The organism is Streptomyces sp. NPDC041135, from assembly GCF_055592085.1.
Window position 1 is genome coordinate 11,336 of the sequence record NZ_JBVIYZ010000016.1, and the last position, 14,576, is coordinate 25,911.

A 14,576-nucleotide genomic window follows, 5' to 3' on the forward strand; every position below is an offset into this window, starting at 1 on the left:
CATCTCACTACCCGCCTGCGGACGGATCGGTGCGCGGAGCGGTGCCCAGATGCACGCCGACCCGCTTCACCAGCAGGGTCATCTCGTAGGCGACCTGGCCGACGTCGGAGTCCGCGTCGGACAGGACGGCGAGGCAGCTGCCGTCGCCGGCGGCCGTGACGAACAGGAAGGCGTCGTCCAGCTCGACGACCGTCTGCCGGACGCTGCCCGCCTCGAAGTGCCGTCCCACGCCCTTGGCGAGGCTGTGGAAACCGGACGCGACCGCGGCCAGGTGTTCGCTGTCCTCCCTGGTCAGGTCCTTGGACACGCCGGTGGGCAGGCCGTCGCCGGAGAGCACGACGGCCTTGCGGATGCTGGCGACGCGGTCGACGAGGTCGTCGAGGAGCCAGTTCAGCTCCCGCCTGTCCGTCGCCCCGTGGTCGGTCGCCTTCGGTGCGGTCATCGACCGTCCCCCTTAGTCGTTCCTGGTGCTGTGCCGTGGGCTCCGTCGCCCTCGGCGTTTTCCGTGCGGCCGCGCTGCCAGCCCCGCTGGAGGGAGGCCATCCGGCTGCGGACCTCGTCGGCGTCGCGCTCGACGGGCTCCGCCGGCTCGGTGCGCGGCTGCGGGTCCTGCCTCAACTGCGGGGCCAGGTTGGCCTGGCGTACGCGCTTGGGCAGCGGTCCGGTGGCAGGGTCGGGCTGCGGGAGGCCGCTGTCGTGGGGCGCGGTGGTGTCCACCGCGCCACCGCGGGACCCGGTCGGGCCGGAGCGGGCCCGGCGGGGCAGCCCGGGCGCCGGGAAGGACGCGTCGGCGCCGGTGCCCGGGGTGGGCGCGGACCCGTCGGCGCGGTCGGCGGCTCCGGTGGCGCGCTGGCGGGGCGTCTCCCGGCGGCGGGCGGGCAGCGGGGCCAGTCCGCCCGGCTCGGGGCGCTGCGGCGCGGGGGCCGTCCGGGACGGCTGCCCGGGCTCGTCCTGCGGGGTGCGCTGCCCGGTGACGGGTTTGCCGTGCGAGCTGACCAGCTTGGGCGTGTGCCGGCGGGGCAGCGGCACCGGGCCGCTCGGGCGGTCGCCGGCGCCGGGGCCCTCCGCCGTGCCGGGGGCCGGCTGGCGTGGCACGCCCGGACGGGCCGCGGGCTCCTCGCCGGCCCGGGTGAGGGAGCGGGGGCGGAAGAGTCCGCCGCGCTCGCTGTCCTGCTCGGCCAGCACGCCGGGGAAGGCGTCGAGGGCGTCCAGGTCGACGGGCGCCTCCAGTTCCACGGGGCCGTCCAGCAGGGAGGCCGGCAGTCCCGGCAGCTGGGTGCGCGCGGCCGCACGGGGGTCCGCGGGCTCGGCGGCGTGGGCGGGCCGGTCGCGGTCGAGACGGAAGCCGATGCCGTTGGTGTCGGGGACCTCGTCGGTCAGCAGGACGTCGGGGATGAAGACGACGGCGGTGGTGCCGCCGTACGGCGACGGCTGGAGCGAGACGCGTACGTTCTGGCGCTGGGCCAGCCGGCTGACGACGAACAGGCCCAGCCGGTCGGTGTCGGAGAGTTCGAACTCGGGTGTCTCGGCGAGCCGGAGGTTGGCGTCCAGCAGCGCCTCGGCCGTCATGCCGAGGCCCCGGTCGTGGATCTCCAGGGTGAAACCGTTGGCGACCCGCTCGCCGAGCACCTGCACAGCGGTGTGCGGCGGCGAGAACACCGTGGCGTTCTCGAGGAGTTCGGCGACGAGGTGGGTGAGGTCCGCGACGGCCGGGCCGGTGACGGCGATCCGGGGCAGCCGGCGCACCTCGATGCGCTCGTAGTCCTCGACCTCGGCGACGGCGGCCCGCACGACGTCCATCAGCTGGACGGGCCGCCGCCACTGCCGCGAGGGAGCGGCGCCGGAGAGGATCACCAGGCCCTCGGCGTGCCGGCGCATACGGGTGGTGAGGTGGTCGAGGCGGAAGAGGTCGGCGAGTTCGTCGGTGTCCTCGGTCCTGCGCTCCATGGTGTCGAGCAGGGTGAGCTGCTTGTGCAGCAGCACCTGGCTGCGGCGGGCGAGGTTGACGAACACGTCGGAGACGCCGGAGCGGAGTTCGGCCTGCTTGACGGCGGCCTCGACGGCGGCCCGCTGCAGGGTGTTGAGGGCCTGGCCGACCTCGCCCATCTCGTTCTGGTCGTACTCCAGGCGCGGCACCTCGGTCTCCACGTCGACCTGCTCACCGGCCGACAGCCGGCGCATCACGCCGGGCAGCCGGACCCCGGACGCCTCGTGGGCCTCCATGCGCAGCTGGCGCAGGTCCCGGACGAGGCCGCGGCCGACGCGGACCGACAGCACCAGGGAGACGAGCAGCGCGACCAGGCCGAGGACGCCGGCGGCGACGGCCTGGGCGATGACGCCGACGGCGACGGGGTGCAGGCGGTCCTGGAGCCGGTCGCCGGCCTGGTCGTCGAGGGTGCCGAGTTCGTCGAGGGCGTCGCCCGCCGCGGCGTCCCAGTCCTTGGCGGTGATGCCACGCGGCACGCCGGAGCGGTCGCTCGCGGCGGCCTGTTCGGCCACCCGCAGCGGGGCGGTGGTGGCGCTGTTCCAGAAGCGCTTGTAGCGCTCGCACTCCGCGGTGGGCAGCAGCGGCAGGCTGATGTCGTACAGCAGGGTGCGCTGGGCGACGAGGTCGGAGACCTGCCGGGCCTCGGCGCGGGAGATCCTGCCGACCACCAGGGCGGAGCCGAGGAGGGCGTCCTCGCGGGAGAGCAGCTCGCGGGCGCGGGTGACGTTGACGAGAGCGCGGGCCTGCTTGTCCAGCTCCACGTCCTGGACGCTGTCGAGGGCGGCGAGCAGCGCGAAGCAGGGATCGACGAGGCGGTCGTAGAGGCCGAGTGCCTGGGTACGGGTGACGGTGCCCGCCTCGACGCCGTGGCGCAGGGAGCCGATGCCGTCGAAGGCGTCCAGGACCACGGTGAGGCGTTCGCTGTCGTCGTCGTCCATGCCCTCGCGGACCTCGTGGTCCTTGGCATTCCCGCGGAGTTCGGCGACGGCCCCGTCGGTGGCGGCGCGGGTGCGGCGCAGCGCCGAGAGCGCGTCGGAGGCCCGGGGGTCGGCGAGGTACACCAGGGTCTGGCGGCGTTCCTGCTGCACGGCCCGGGCGGTGTCCTCGACCGGGTAACCGATGTCCTGGACGGTCCGGTTGGTGTCGAGGAGCCGGGCGACCTCGCGGCCCGTGAGGACCGTGGTGAAGCCCCAGATGGCGGTCAGGGACAGCAGCGGCACGAGAAGCAGCGCCACGATCTTCCGGCGGATGGACTTCCCGCGAAAGCGCATGGCCTCCCCCAGCTCGACCCCCGCCGGTCGGGGGTACACATGTGCGTCAACAAACGGCGCGAGCCTACTACCGCCCCAGGGCCGGCTCGACGACCTGTCCGGAGGCCGAACTTCCGCAAGAGCGGCGAGAGATGGCGAGTTGTCCGGGCATTGCGGGAGATTGCCACCGGGTTCGGCCTGTTACCGGCGAGTCCGGACCGCCGGGCACCGCGCACCGGTTGGCCGAAAATTTACGGCCGTGGGGAATCTTCGTGCGGTGCCGTTCGTCCTCTCTACGGGAATTGGGGGCGGAATCGGCCGCGGGAGCGGCATTGCGCGCCCCGGCGGCGTAAAGCAGCGCAAGCCGGGCAGCCACTGGGGAGCCGGGTCTTCGGGCACCGGGGCGAGCGGTCTGCGGGCGGTGGGGAGTGACACGGTGATGGGCACGGCGGAGCGGCGCGGGGCGCCGAAGCACGGTGCGGCGGCGCGCCCGGGGGCGTCGCGGACAGGGCAGGCGCGGGATCCCGGCATTCCGCGGGGACAGGAGGAGGAGGTGGCAGGCGTGCAGCGGCAGTCCGTGAACCGGCCGTTGTGGATCGAGGAGCCCGCGCGGCGCCGCCGGCTGCCCGATCCGGTGCGGACGGCGGCGGTGCGGGCGGTGCTCGTCGTCGCCGTGACCCTGATCCTGGCGATGGTGGCCTTCCTGTGCACGATGGCCGGGTCCTGGGCGGCGTTCCCGATGGTCATCGGCAGCGTGGCCGGCACCGTGGTGGCCACCTGGGCCGTCGTGGACGTCTGGGTGACCCGCCAGGTGTGGAACCAGCGGCACGGCGTGGTGTCCGTGCCGAGCAGCACGGCCCGTGCGCTGCGCCGCGAGCGGCGTGCCGCCCGGCGCCAGGAGCGGTCCGCCCTGCGGGAGCAGGAGCGGATACGCAGGCGGGGCGGCGCCGGACAGCTGTCGCATCCCTGACCCGGATCAGGCCGGGCGCCGGTACATCCGGGTCGCCGTGATCTCGCTGTGCACCGCTTCGCCCTCGCCGGCCGGAGCCTGCTGGGGCAGCCCCGGGCGCAGGTGTTCCTCCACGCTGATGTACTTCAGACCGGCCCTCAGGTCGGCGTCGTTGCGCAGCCGGATGACGAGCGGGAACTCGGCGAGCGCGGTCGTGTCGAACAGGCCGGTCGTGTAGAGCAGTTGCACGCCCAGCGCGTCCGAGACGGCCCGCTGGAGTTCGAGCAGGTAGGTGGCGTTCGCGCGGCCGATCGGGTTGTCCAGGAACAGCGTGCCCGCGTGCCGGTGCCGGTCGTGGCCCCGGTCGTTGGAGCGCAGCGCGGCCATGGTGCAGTACAGCGCGATGGCCGCGGTGAGCAGCTGGCCGCCGGAGAACACGTCGCCCATCTGCCCGACGGGCACCCGCTCGGCGCGCAGGACGGCGTCGGGCTTGAGGATCTCCACGGCGACGCCCTTGGGGTGCAGTGCCGCCGCCACCCCGCGCAGCAGCAGCGACATGCCGTCGCGGCGCAGGTCGGAGTTCTTGCGCAGCGCGGCCCGGGTCGCCTCGTCGACGACCTCGCCCAGCCGCTCGGTCAGCGTGGCCTGGTCGGGCTCCTCGAAGCGGATCCGCAGGAACTCCTGGCCGGACCACTCGCCGAGCCCTTCGGGCAGGCGGGAGAGCCGCTGGGCGGCGCGCAGGGTGGCGAGGGCGGACTCGGTGAGCCCGCGCAGCCGGTCCACGATCGAGTCCCGGTTGCGTTCCAGCTGGGCCAGCTCGTCGGTGAGGACGCGCAGCCGGGGCGCGAAGGCGTCGGCCCACTTCTGGGCGTGCTCGGGCAGCGCGGCGGCGGGCAGTTCGCGGATCTGCTGCCGGGCGGGGGTGCGGACCTGCTCGTAGCGCGTGGAGTTGGCGTGCCGTACGAGGACGTCGCTCGCCTCGCGGACGGCCGACTCGGCGGCGGACAGGTCGGCGGCGCAGCCGCGCAGCGAGCGGCGGGCCTCGGCGGCGGACTGCCGGGCCTCCTCCAGGCTGCCGGGGTACGGCTCCGGCTCCTCGGTTTCCTCGTCGGCCGGGTGGTCGCGCAGCAGGTCACGAAGCATGGCCGCGATCTCGTCGAAGCCGCCGGCCGCGTCCTCGGCGGCGCGGTGGGCGTCCAGCAGCTCGGCGTGCGCCTGCCGTGCCCCGGCCAGCGCCTCGGTGCGGGCGGCGAGTTCGGTGGTCGCCGTGCGCAGCAGCGCCTGCGCGTGCCCGGCGTCGCCCGGGACGAGTTCCGCGGGCAGCTCGGTGTGGGCCGTGCCGTCCTCGGGGGCGTGCCGCTCGGCCTCGCCGCGCAGGCGCCCGAGGTGCTCGCTGGCGGTCGACATCCGGGTCTCCAGCAGCTGCACCAGTTCCTCGGCGCGTGCGGCGGCGGCCTGCCGGGAGGGCCCGTCGGAGCCGTCGGGTGACTGCAGCAGTGCTTCGGCGCGGGTGCGGACCTTGTTGCTCAGCCGGTCCAGGTCGGCGCGGGCGGCGCTCTCGTCGCTCTCCGCGCGGGCCTGCTCGGCGCGCAGGTCGGCGCCGACGCCGACCTTCTCGTACAGCTGGGAGGCGGCCCGGTAGGCCTCGCGCAGGGCGGGCAGGGAGGTCCGGGGCGCGTCGGTGTCCGCCTCGGGCAGGTCGTCGGGGGCGCCCGCGATCTCCGAGCGCTCGGCGCGCAGCGCGCGGGCGGTGCGGCGGGTGTCGTCGGCGGCGCGCTGGGCGGCGCGGCGGTCCTCGTCGGCGGCGCGGGCGCGGTCCAGGCAGGCCTGGGCGCGGGCTTCCGACTCGGCGGCCTCGTCGGCGAGTTCGCGGAGCCTGGCCTGCCAGCCGGCCCGTTCGCGCAGCCGGTGGGCGAGTCCGGCGAGGGCGTCGGCGGTGCGCCGGGCCCGCTGCGCGCTCTCCTGCCGCTCGTCGCGGATCGCGGCCGTCTCGGCGGCGGCCTCGTCGGCCTCGGCGCGCACGGTGCGGGCTTCGGCCAGCTCGGCCTCCGCCTCCTCGGCGAACGCGCGTGCCTCCCGCGCCGCCCGGGCCAGTTCGGCGAGCCGTCCGGTGGGGCAGCCGGTGCGCCAGGAGGCGAGCCGCGCGACCAGTTCGCGGTCCTTGCCGAGCCGGGCGGCGAGGGCGCGGATCTCCTCGTCGCGCTCGGTGGCCCGTGCGCGCAGCGCCTGGCGTTCCTCGTCGGCGGCGTGCTCGTCGTGCATGGCCGGGTTCGGCGGGACGAGGAACACGTCCCCGGGGGCGGCGCCGGCGGCCGGGGTGGGGGCGAGGAGCGCGGCGGCCGTGCCGACGGCCACGGCGGAGCGCGGCAGCAGGGCCGCGTCGGTGAGCGCGTCCCGGGCCCGGGCGTGGGTGTCGGGGTCGGTGATGATCACGCCGTCGACCAGCTCGGGGCGGGCGGCGAGCACGCGCGCGTGGTCGGCGGGGTCGACGGCCTGGGCGAGGTAGCGCCAGCCGGGCAGCGCGGGGATGCCGTGCTCGCCGAGGTACTCGACGGTGGCCAGCACGTCCGGGCCGGGCGGCAGCAGTCCCCCGTCGCCGAGCGCGCCCAGGATGCGGGCGTCGTCGGCGGCGGCGGTGCGCAGGTCGAACAGGTGCCGCTCGGCGGCGGACACGGTGCCGTCGAGGAGTTCGCGCAGCTCCTCCGCGAAGCGGTCGAGGTCCTCCGGGCCGAGCAGGGCGCCGGCGGCCGCGGTGCCGGGGCCCGGCTCCGTCGCCGGGGCCGCCGTATTGGTGCCCGAGCGGGGTCCGGGCACGCCGGGCCGACGCCGGCCGGCGGCTCCCGGCAGGCTGAGCAGCTCGGCGAGCCGCTCTTCGCGGGCGAGCGCCTCGGCGAGCCGCAGCTCCGCGTCGTACGCCCGTTCCGCCGCCGTCGCCGCGTCGGCCGCGCGGGCCGCCGTCAGCTCCGCGCGGGACTCGGCGGAGGCCGCCTCACGCGCGTGCTCCGTGGCCCGGCGGGCGGCCTCGCGGGCCTCGTCCCAGGCGGCCACGGCGGTCTTCTCGGCATCGCTGGCCGCGAGGGCGGCGCGGGCCGGGTCGGCGTCGGGCGCGCTGTCGTCGAGCCAGCCCGCGCGCACCGCCTCGGCGGTCTCCTGCTCGACCTCGCCGAGCCGCTGGCGCAGGTGGCCCACCTCGCTGCGGGCGCGCTGCGCCTCGGTCGCGGCGGAGGTGGAGTCCCGGTGGGCGCAGTCGCTGACCTCCTGAAGGGCGGCCGAGCGTGCCTCCTCCTCGTTGGCGAGCGCCTCGGCCCGTTCGGCGGCCGCGTGCAGTGCCCGTACGAGGTCCACGGCCGCCCTGGCGCGGGCGGCGAGGGCGGGGGCGGCGTCGCGCTCGGCCTCCTGGATGGCGGCGGACACCCGGGCGGTGCGGTCGGCGGCGGCGCGGTGACGCAGCACCGCCTCGGCGGCCTGCCAGGCGGCGTGCAGCGTGCGGGCGTCGGCCAGTTCGCGCTTCTGCGCGGCGGCGGACTTCTCGGCCGCGGCGAGGGCCAGCGAGGCGTGGCGGTAGGCGAGTTCGGCGGCGATCAGGGCGCTGCGCTCCCGGGCGCCCTCGGACTGCGTGACGGTGTGGGCGGCGGCGGTGACCCGCTGGGCGAGGTCGCCGGCCCGGGCCCGCTCGCGCACCGCGCGCGCGGACAGCCGGCGGGCCAGGGTGCGGGTGCGGCGCTCGGCACCGGTGTGGATGTCGCGGGCCCGCGCGCGTGCCCCGGCCGCCTCGACGATCCGGCCGAGCAGTTCGGCGGAGCCGGCGGTGAAGTCGCGTTCGGCGATCAGTTCGGCGCGGCGGCCCAGCTTGTTGCCGAAGCCGCTGACCAGGTCGGCGAGCCCGTCGGTGTCCCGGGTGTCGGTGACCGCGCGCAGCAGCAGGTCGGTGAAGTCGGAGTCCTTCTTCACCGCGAAGAGACCGGCGGCCTCGCCCTCGTCGGCGTTCATCTCCCGCTGGTAGCGGAAGAGTTCGGGGTCGAGGCCGAGGTCACCGAGGTGCTCGATCCACCGGTCGTGGGTCTCCTCCCAGTGCACCTCCAGGTGCGGGTAGGCCTTGCCCGCCTCGGTGAGGGCGTCGCGGAAGCCCTTCATGGTGCGGCGCCGGCCCTGGGCGCCCGAGGTGCCCTCCGCGGACGGCCGTACGGCGGTGGACTCGGCGACGGGCAGGTTGTCCAGGCTCAGTCCGGGGCCGGGCCGGAAGGAGTACCAGGCCTCGGCGAACTTGCGCGGGTCGCTGGAGACCTGGCGTCCGCGCCATTCGCTGGCCTTGCCCACGACCACGCACTCGCCGGTCTGCACGTGCTGCCACTCCAGGGCCACGTGCCCGCAGTCGTCGGCGAGCAGGAACTTGCGCAGCACGCCGGAGCTGGCGCCGCCGAGGGTGTTGCGGTGGCCGGGCAGCATCACCGAGAAGATCAGCTTGAGCAGGACGGACTTGCCGCCGCCGTTCTCCAGGAAGAGCACACCGGCGGGCGCGGGCCGGCGCGGCGGGCCGACGGGCTCCTCCTCGAAGAACTCCGCCTGCGCGGGCGCGGGGTCGGGCACGGGCTCGCCCACGCCCCGCAGGTCCAGCACGGTGTCGGCGTAGCGCGCACCGGCGGGCCCGATCGAGTAGAGGCGGATGCGGGACAGCTCGTACATGGCGGACTCTCGTAGGTCTCGTGCAGGTCAGGGACGTCGGCGCCGGGGCTTCGGCGGCCGGGAGGCACGGGGGCCTCGCCGGCCCCGGGGGCTCGTGGCGGCTGCGGGGTGCGCGGGCGGGACGGGGGGCGGGCGCGGGGCGTCAGGAGTGGAACGGCAGCCCCGCGTCGGCCACCAGCTCCAGGTCGTCGCTCTCCTCGGGGGGCAGCAGGCTGGCCGTGCCGTCGGTGACCGGGACGACGCCCAGCTCCAGCAGTTCGGCGAGCGCGGCGCTGCCGGCCAGGTCGCGCACCTGGAGCTGGTAGCGGGCGGTCGTGCGGTAGGTGCCGCCGCTCTCGTCGCCGGTGCGCTGGAGGAAGCCGGAGTCGGTGAGGAAGGCGACCGCCTTGCCGACGATGCCGGTGGTGGAACCGGCCAGCCGGCGGGCGTCCTTGGTGGCGCCGGTCGCGCTGCGTCTGGCCCAGATCCGCCAGGCGGCCTCCAGGCCGGGCGCGTCGGTGGCCGGGTCGGTGTTCTCGCCCTGCGCCTCGGCGCGTTCCTCCAGCCGGCGGCAGGCCTGCCGGACGAAGGCGTCGACGCCGTTGACGGAGACGCGGCCGATGTAGCCGTCGTCGGCGAGGTCCTCCGGGCGGGGGAAGGCCAGCGCGGCGACGGCGAGATGGGCCAGCCCGTGCAGGAACCGGTCGCCGGAGTCGGCGGAGGTGCGACGCGCGTAGTCGCCCATGCGGACGGCGAACACCGAGTCCTCCGCGGCCGTGACGGCCATCCCCGCGCGCGGGGACACCTCCAGGACCACCAGTCCGAGCCCGGTGGCCACGGCGTCGGCGAGGCGCGCGAAGGGCGGGTCCTCGCGGTAGCGGCGCAGCAGGTCGGTGTACTCCTGGTCGCGCGCGGGCTGGAGTCTGGGCTGCAGCCCGAACGCCACGAGCCGCGCCGCGTCGGCGGCGTCGGCGGGGGTGACGGCGGAACCGGCCGGCGCGGCGGCGGGCTCGGGCTCACTCCGGTCGGCGTGCTCGGTCACGGCTTCGGCTCCTCGTCGCTTCGTCGTCCACTCATGCGGCTCATGCCGCTCATACCGCTCATGCCGCTTCCGTCCGGTCCGCCGCCATCCCGGCGGCGTCGAGCAGGGCGGTGCCCACGATCAGGTCGGCGCCGCCGAACTCCGGGTCGTCCAGCTCGGTTCCGTCGTCCACGGCGAACAGCAGCTTCTCCTCGCCCTGCCGGTAGGCGGTGCCCACCGGCGGACTGGCCGCGTGCACCGCCAGCAGCGCCACCAGGTAGGGCAGTTCGGGGTCCTGCCGCCGCGCCTCGGCCAGCAGTCCCGACAGCCGGCGGGGGGCGTCCGCCGGCAGCGCGAGCAGCTCCATGGCGGCGGCCAGCTGCTCCTCGCTGAACCGGCTGTCGTCCGGGGTGGCGATCAGATCCGGTTCGGGCATCTCGGCGCCCAGGTGCTCCCGCTCCACCGGCGGCGTCAGCAGGAGGTCCACCAGGTCGGTGACGCGGACGGACACCGGGGTGCGCAGGCCCGTGCCGCGCGCGAAGAACGCGTCCGTGACCCGGACCGCCTGCTCCACGGGCAGCGGCAGCAGGGGGGCGACGAGGTGACCGTACAGGTCCGTGCCGGAGGTCGTCATGGGCGTGGCGAAGGCCTGCCGGTCCTGCTCGGCGCGGAAGAGCGGGCCGGCCTCCAGCAGCCGGGACTGGAGCTGGGTGTGGCGCCGGATGCAGTCCTTGACGATGTCGACGAGTTCGGCGGCGCGGCGCTTGTGCTCGGGCTCCTCGGTCTCGTCGCGGGCCTTGCGGATGTTGGTGAGGATGGCGTTCTCGTGGCGGTAGCGGTCGGCCACGTGGTCCAGGGCCTCGGCGATCATGTCGGGCACGGCGTTGAGCCAGTCCACGGCGCGGACGTTGCGCCGGGTCGCCTCCAGGGCGCGGCGCAGGGTCTCCGAGTACTGCACGGTGCGGTAGCGGGCCTGCTCCGCGGCGAGCTGGGCGTCGGCGAGGCGGCCGCGGTTGATCAGCACCTCCAGCTTGACCTCGGCGGCGATCTGGGCGCTGGTGACGTCGGTGTCGAGAGCGCCGACCAGGACGTTGACCGCCTCGTCGGTGGTGCGCAGGTAGACGGTGCCGCCGGGGCCGGGGACCTCCTCGATCAGCTTGAAGTCGTAGTCGCGGCGGACGTAGGTGCCGTCGGGCGCGAACGTGCCGTACACCGCGCGGAAGCCGCGGTCGACGCTGCCGACGTTGATCAGGTTCTCCAGGACCCAGCGGGCCACCCGCTCGTGCTCGGCGGCGGGCCGGTGCGGAGCCTGGGCGGCGATGCGCGGGACGAGGCGGGCCACGATCTGCTCGTGGTCGGCGCCCGTGTCGAAGTCCATGTTCAGGGTGACCAGGTCGATGGCGGACAGGGCCACCTCGGCCATGCCGTACACCGAGTACTCGCCCGCGAGGTTCGCCTTGCGGGCGTCGAGGTCGTGCAGCGGCGCGGTGCAGGCGAGCGCGCGCAGCCGCCGCGCCAGTCCCTCGTCGGCGGCCGGGCCCGGCGCGGGGCGCGGCCCCGCGCTGAGCTGGGGCGGAACACGGTCCGTCGATGCAGGCGAAGTCACGGTGCACAGCGTAGGTCCTCCGTCTGACAACGACCGAAACGGCGCAGAAGCGACGGTCGCCGCGGCGGCCGCGAACGGCGCCGTGCGGGGCCTACCCGGCCTCGGCGCCGTCCTCCCCGACCCGTCGCCGGTACACCTCCACGACCTGCTCCAGCGAGTCGGCGAGGTAGGCGCCGAGCACCCTCTCCGCCTCCCGCCGGTCCCCGGCCTCGAGGGCCTGGAGGATCTGGCGGTTGCGGGCCAGGTAGGGCGCGTGCAGCCGCCGCGGGTCGTCGACGACGTGGAAGGCGAGGCGCAGCTCGGCGAAGACGCTGCGCATCAGCTCGTCGGTGCGCTCGCTGCCCGCCAGGGCGACCAGTTCCCGGTGGAAGTGGATATTGGCCGTACCCAGCGCGTTCCAGTCGTTCCCGGCCGATGCCACCTGTCCCTCGGTGACGGCGGAGGCGAGCGCGTGGAGCGCGTACGGCGGCTCCCCGAGGCCCCGGACGACGGCGCACTCGACGAGGGCCCGGGTGCGGTAGATGTCCTCGACGTCCTCCACGGTCAGCACCCGGACGAAGACGCCCCGGTTCAGCTCGTGGACCAGCAGGCGCTCGTGGGTGAGCAGCCGGAACGCCTCGCGCAGGGTGTTGCGGGAGACGCCGAGCGCGCCGCCGATGCCGTCCTCGGACAGGCGGGTGCCCGGCGGGAAGTACCCCTCGGCGATCCGGCTTCTGAGGATGTCGGAGACCCGTTCGGCGGTGCTGGTGCGCCCGAGGAGGGCGCGGTCGTCGGCCAGTCCCGTCAGCTGCTCTGCCATGCCCGGAATTCAACCGCAGAGCCGAGGACGGGACAACGAGGGTATTGAAGGATCGTTGAACGATCCTCTACGGTGCTGCGCACGGTACCGATTCCGCACGGCTCGTCTCCCGCACCCTCCACCCCTCATCTGCGAGGTGCCCTTGAGCACGACTCCGCCACCGCGGTCCCTGACCCCCGACATCCGGCCGGACGGCGGCCGGTCCCCCGTCGACGCCGGCGCGTTCGGCTGGCTGCGCGCCCTCGGGCCGGACGGCCGCCGCGCGTTCGCCGGGGCGTTCGGCGGCTACGCCCTCGATTCCTACGACTACTTCACGCTGCCGCTGAGCATGGTGGCGCTGTCCGCGTACTTCGGGCTGGACAGCGGACAGACCGGCCTGTTCACCACCGTCACCCTGGTGGCCTCGGCGCTCGGCGGCGCGGCGGCGGGCGTCGTCGCGGACCGCGTCGGACGGGTCCGCGCCCTGATGGCGACCGTGCTCACCTACGCCGTCTTCACCGTGGCGTGCGGATTCGCGCCCACCTACGAGGCGCTGCTGGTCTTCCGCGCCCTCCAGGGGATCGGCTTCGGCGGCGAGTGGGCGGTCGGCGCGGTCCTCGTCGCCGAGTACGCGAGCGCTCGGCACCGGGGGCGCACGCTCGGCGCGGTGCAGAGTTCCTGGGCGGTCGGCTGGGGACTGGCGGTCGTCGTCTACACGCTGGTCTTCTCCTTCGCCGGCGATGCCCTGGCCTGGCGCGTGATGTTCTGGACCGGCGCACTGCCCGCGCTCCTCGTGGTGTGGCTGCGCCGCCGGGTGCACGACGCCCCGCAGGCCGCGGCCGTCCGGGAACACGGCCCGCGGCGCGGCTCGTTCACGGCGATCTTCCGGCCCGGCACGGCCGGCGACCCGGGCCTGCTGCGGACGACGGTCTTCGCGGGTCTGCTGTCCACCGGTGTGCAGGGCGGCTACTACACACTGGCCACCTGGGTGCCGACGTACCTGAAGACCGGGCGCGGGCTGTCGGTCGTGGGCACCGGCGGCTATCTGACCGCCCTGATCTCGGGCGCCTTCCTCGGCTACCTCACCGGCGGCCACCTCACCGACCGGCTCGGCCGGCGCCGCACCATCTGGCTGTTCGCGCTGCTGTCGGCGGTGTGCGTCGTGGCGTACGCCAACATCCCGCAGGGGGCGGACACCCTGCTGCTGGTGCTCGGCTTCCCCCTCGGCTTCTGCATGTCGGCGATCTTCAGCGGCTTCGGTTCCTACCTGAGCGAGCTGTACCCGACGGCGGTCCGCGGCACCGGGCAGGGCTTCACCTACAACACCGGCCGCGCGGTGGGCGCCGTCTTCCCGACCCTGGTGGGCTTCCTGGCCGACAGCTGGGGCGTGGGCGGCGCGCTGGTCTTCGGGGCGGCCGGGTACGCGCTCGCGGCGCTGGCACTGCTCGGGCTGCCGGAGACGCGCGGGAAGGAGCTGACGTGACCGGGGCGGACCGGACCGGTGACCGCCCGCTGGCCGCCGTCGACGAGCACGCGCACGCGTGGAGCCCGGAAGCCGCCCGGGCCCGTTTCCGCGAGGGACTCGCCGGGCCCACGGCCGGGGTCGCGGCCGGCCACACGCAGGCCAACCTGATCTCGGTGCCGGCCGACTGGGCGTACGACATGCTGCTCTTCTGCCAGCGCAACCCCAAGCCCTGCCCGGTGCTCGACGTCACGGACGCCGGCGCGGTCACCACCGTCCTCGCCGAGGGCGCGGACCTGCGCACCGACCTGCCGCGCTACCGGCTCTGGCGGGACGGTGAACTGGTCGAGGAGCCGACGGACGTGCGCGCGCACTGGCGGGACGACCTGGTGTCGTTCCTCATCGGGTGCAGCTTCACCTTCGAGTGGGCGCTGGCCGCGGCGGGCGTACCGATCGCCCACGTCGACCAGGGCCGCAACGTGCCGATGTACGTCACCGGCCGTCCCTGCCGGCCGGCGGGCAGGCTGCGCGGGCCGATGGTGGTGTCCATGCGCCCGGTGCCGCCGGAGCACCTGGCGGCCGCCATCCGGGAGAGCAGTCTGCTCCCGGCGGTGCACGGCGGCCCCGTGCACTGCGGCGACCCCGCGGCGCTGGGCATCGGCGATCTCGCCCGGCCGGACTTCGGCGACCCGGTGGACGCCGGGCCGGACGACATCCCGGTGTTCTGGGCCTGCGGGGTGACCCCGCAGGCGGCGGTGATGGCGTCCCGGCCGCCCTTCGCCATCACCCACGCCCCGGGCCAGATGTTCCTCACCGACGCGCGGGACGAGCAGTACCGCATCGCCTTGGGCGGCTGACGGC

At 75.4% G+C, this 14,576-nt stretch carries 9 protein-coding genes; 3 read left to right on the plus strand and 6 right to left on the minus strand.

Annotated elements, in window-relative coordinates; translation table 11 throughout:
* Positions 1–7: 7 nt before the first annotated feature.
* Together ACZ6CZ_RS28265 and ACZ6CZ_RS28270 are read right to left on the minus strand one after the other, a co-directional pair.
* Positions 8–442, minus strand: a complete 435-nt coding sequence (locus ACZ6CZ_RS28265) for a roadblock/LC7 domain-containing protein (RefSeq protein WP_469026654.1) — start codon at positions 440–442, stop codon at positions 8–10.
* Positions 439–3,258 (minus strand): nitrate- and nitrite sensing domain-containing protein, encoded by a 2,820-nt coding sequence (locus ACZ6CZ_RS28270; protein WP_469026656.1) that lies wholly within the window; start codon positions 3,256–3,258, stop codon positions 439–441. The genes ACZ6CZ_RS28265 and ACZ6CZ_RS28270 overlap by 4 nt, the downstream gene beginning before the upstream one ends.
* Before the next feature lie 418 nt (positions 3,259–3,676).
* On the opposite strand from ACZ6CZ_RS28270, the gene ACZ6CZ_RS28275 reads away from it, so the two are divergent.
* Positions 3,677–4,207 carry a hypothetical protein gene (locus ACZ6CZ_RS28275; RefSeq protein WP_469026659.1) on the plus strand — a complete coding sequence of 177 codons (531 nt, stop codon included), beginning with the start codon at positions 3,677–3,679 and terminating at the stop codon, positions 4,205–4,207.
* A 6-nt stretch (positions 4,208–4,213) separates the two neighbouring features.
* Here ACZ6CZ_RS28275 and ACZ6CZ_RS28280 read toward each other — a convergent pair whose 3' ends face one another.
* From ACZ6CZ_RS28280 to ACZ6CZ_RS28295, 4 genes are all read right to left on the minus strand, one after another.
* On the minus strand, positions 4,214–8,869 hold the full coding sequence (locus ACZ6CZ_RS28280) for a hypothetical protein (RefSeq protein WP_469026662.1): 4,656 nt from the start codon (positions 8,867–8,869) through the stop codon (positions 4,214–4,216).
* A gap of 142 nt (positions 8,870–9,011) precedes the next feature.
* A complete protein-coding gene (locus tag ACZ6CZ_RS28285; RefSeq protein ID WP_469026665.1) occupies positions 9,012–9,890 on the minus strand; it encodes a hypothetical protein in 879 nt (292 codons plus the stop codon).
* Positions 9,891–9,948: 58 nt separating this feature from the next.
* Positions 9,949–11,475: a hypothetical protein gene (locus tag ACZ6CZ_RS28290; RefSeq protein ID WP_469026667.1), complete on the minus strand. Its 1,527-nt coding sequence runs from the start codon at positions 11,473–11,475 to the stop codon at positions 9,949–9,951.
* Between the two features lie 91 nt (positions 11,476–11,566).
* Entirely contained in the window at positions 11,567–12,274 is a 708-nt protein-coding gene (locus ACZ6CZ_RS28295; protein WP_469026669.1) for a GntR family transcriptional regulator, read from the minus strand.
* A gap of 142 nt (positions 12,275–12,416) precedes the next feature.
* Here ACZ6CZ_RS28295 and ACZ6CZ_RS28300 point away from each other — a divergent pair, with 142 nt between their 5' ends.
* Positions 12,417–13,736, plus strand: coding sequence for an MFS transporter (locus tag ACZ6CZ_RS28300; RefSeq protein WP_469026672.1), 1,320 nt, complete (start codon positions 12,417–12,419; stop codon positions 13,734–13,736).
* A complete protein-coding gene (locus ACZ6CZ_RS28305; protein ID WP_469026674.1) occupies positions 13,733–14,572 on the plus strand; it encodes a putative hydro-lyase in 840 nt (279 codons plus the stop codon). Before ACZ6CZ_RS28300 ends, ACZ6CZ_RS28305 begins: the two co-directional genes overlap by 4 nt.
* Positions 14,573–14,576 lie beyond the last annotated feature (4 nt).

Coding starts and splice junctions, on each gene's coding strand:
- ACZ6CZ_RS28265 (WP_469026654.1), bottom strand. CDS start 442: ATGACCGCACCGAAGGCGACCGACCACGGGGCGACGGACAGGCGGGAG.
- ACZ6CZ_RS28270 (WP_469026656.1), bottom strand. CDS start 3,258: ATGCGCTTTCGCGGGAAGTCCATCCGCCGGAAGATCGTGGCGCTGCTT.
- ACZ6CZ_RS28275 (WP_469026659.1), top strand. CDS start 3,677: ATGGGCACGGCGGAGCGGCGCGGGGCGCCGAAGCACGGTGCGGCGGCG.
- ACZ6CZ_RS28280 (WP_469026662.1), bottom strand. CDS start 8,869: ATGTACGAGCTGTCCCGCATCCGCCTCTACTCGATCGGGCCCGCCGGT.
- ACZ6CZ_RS28295 (WP_469026669.1), bottom strand. CDS start 12,274: ATGGCAGAGCAGCTGACGGGACTGGCCGACGACCGCGCCCTCCTCGGG.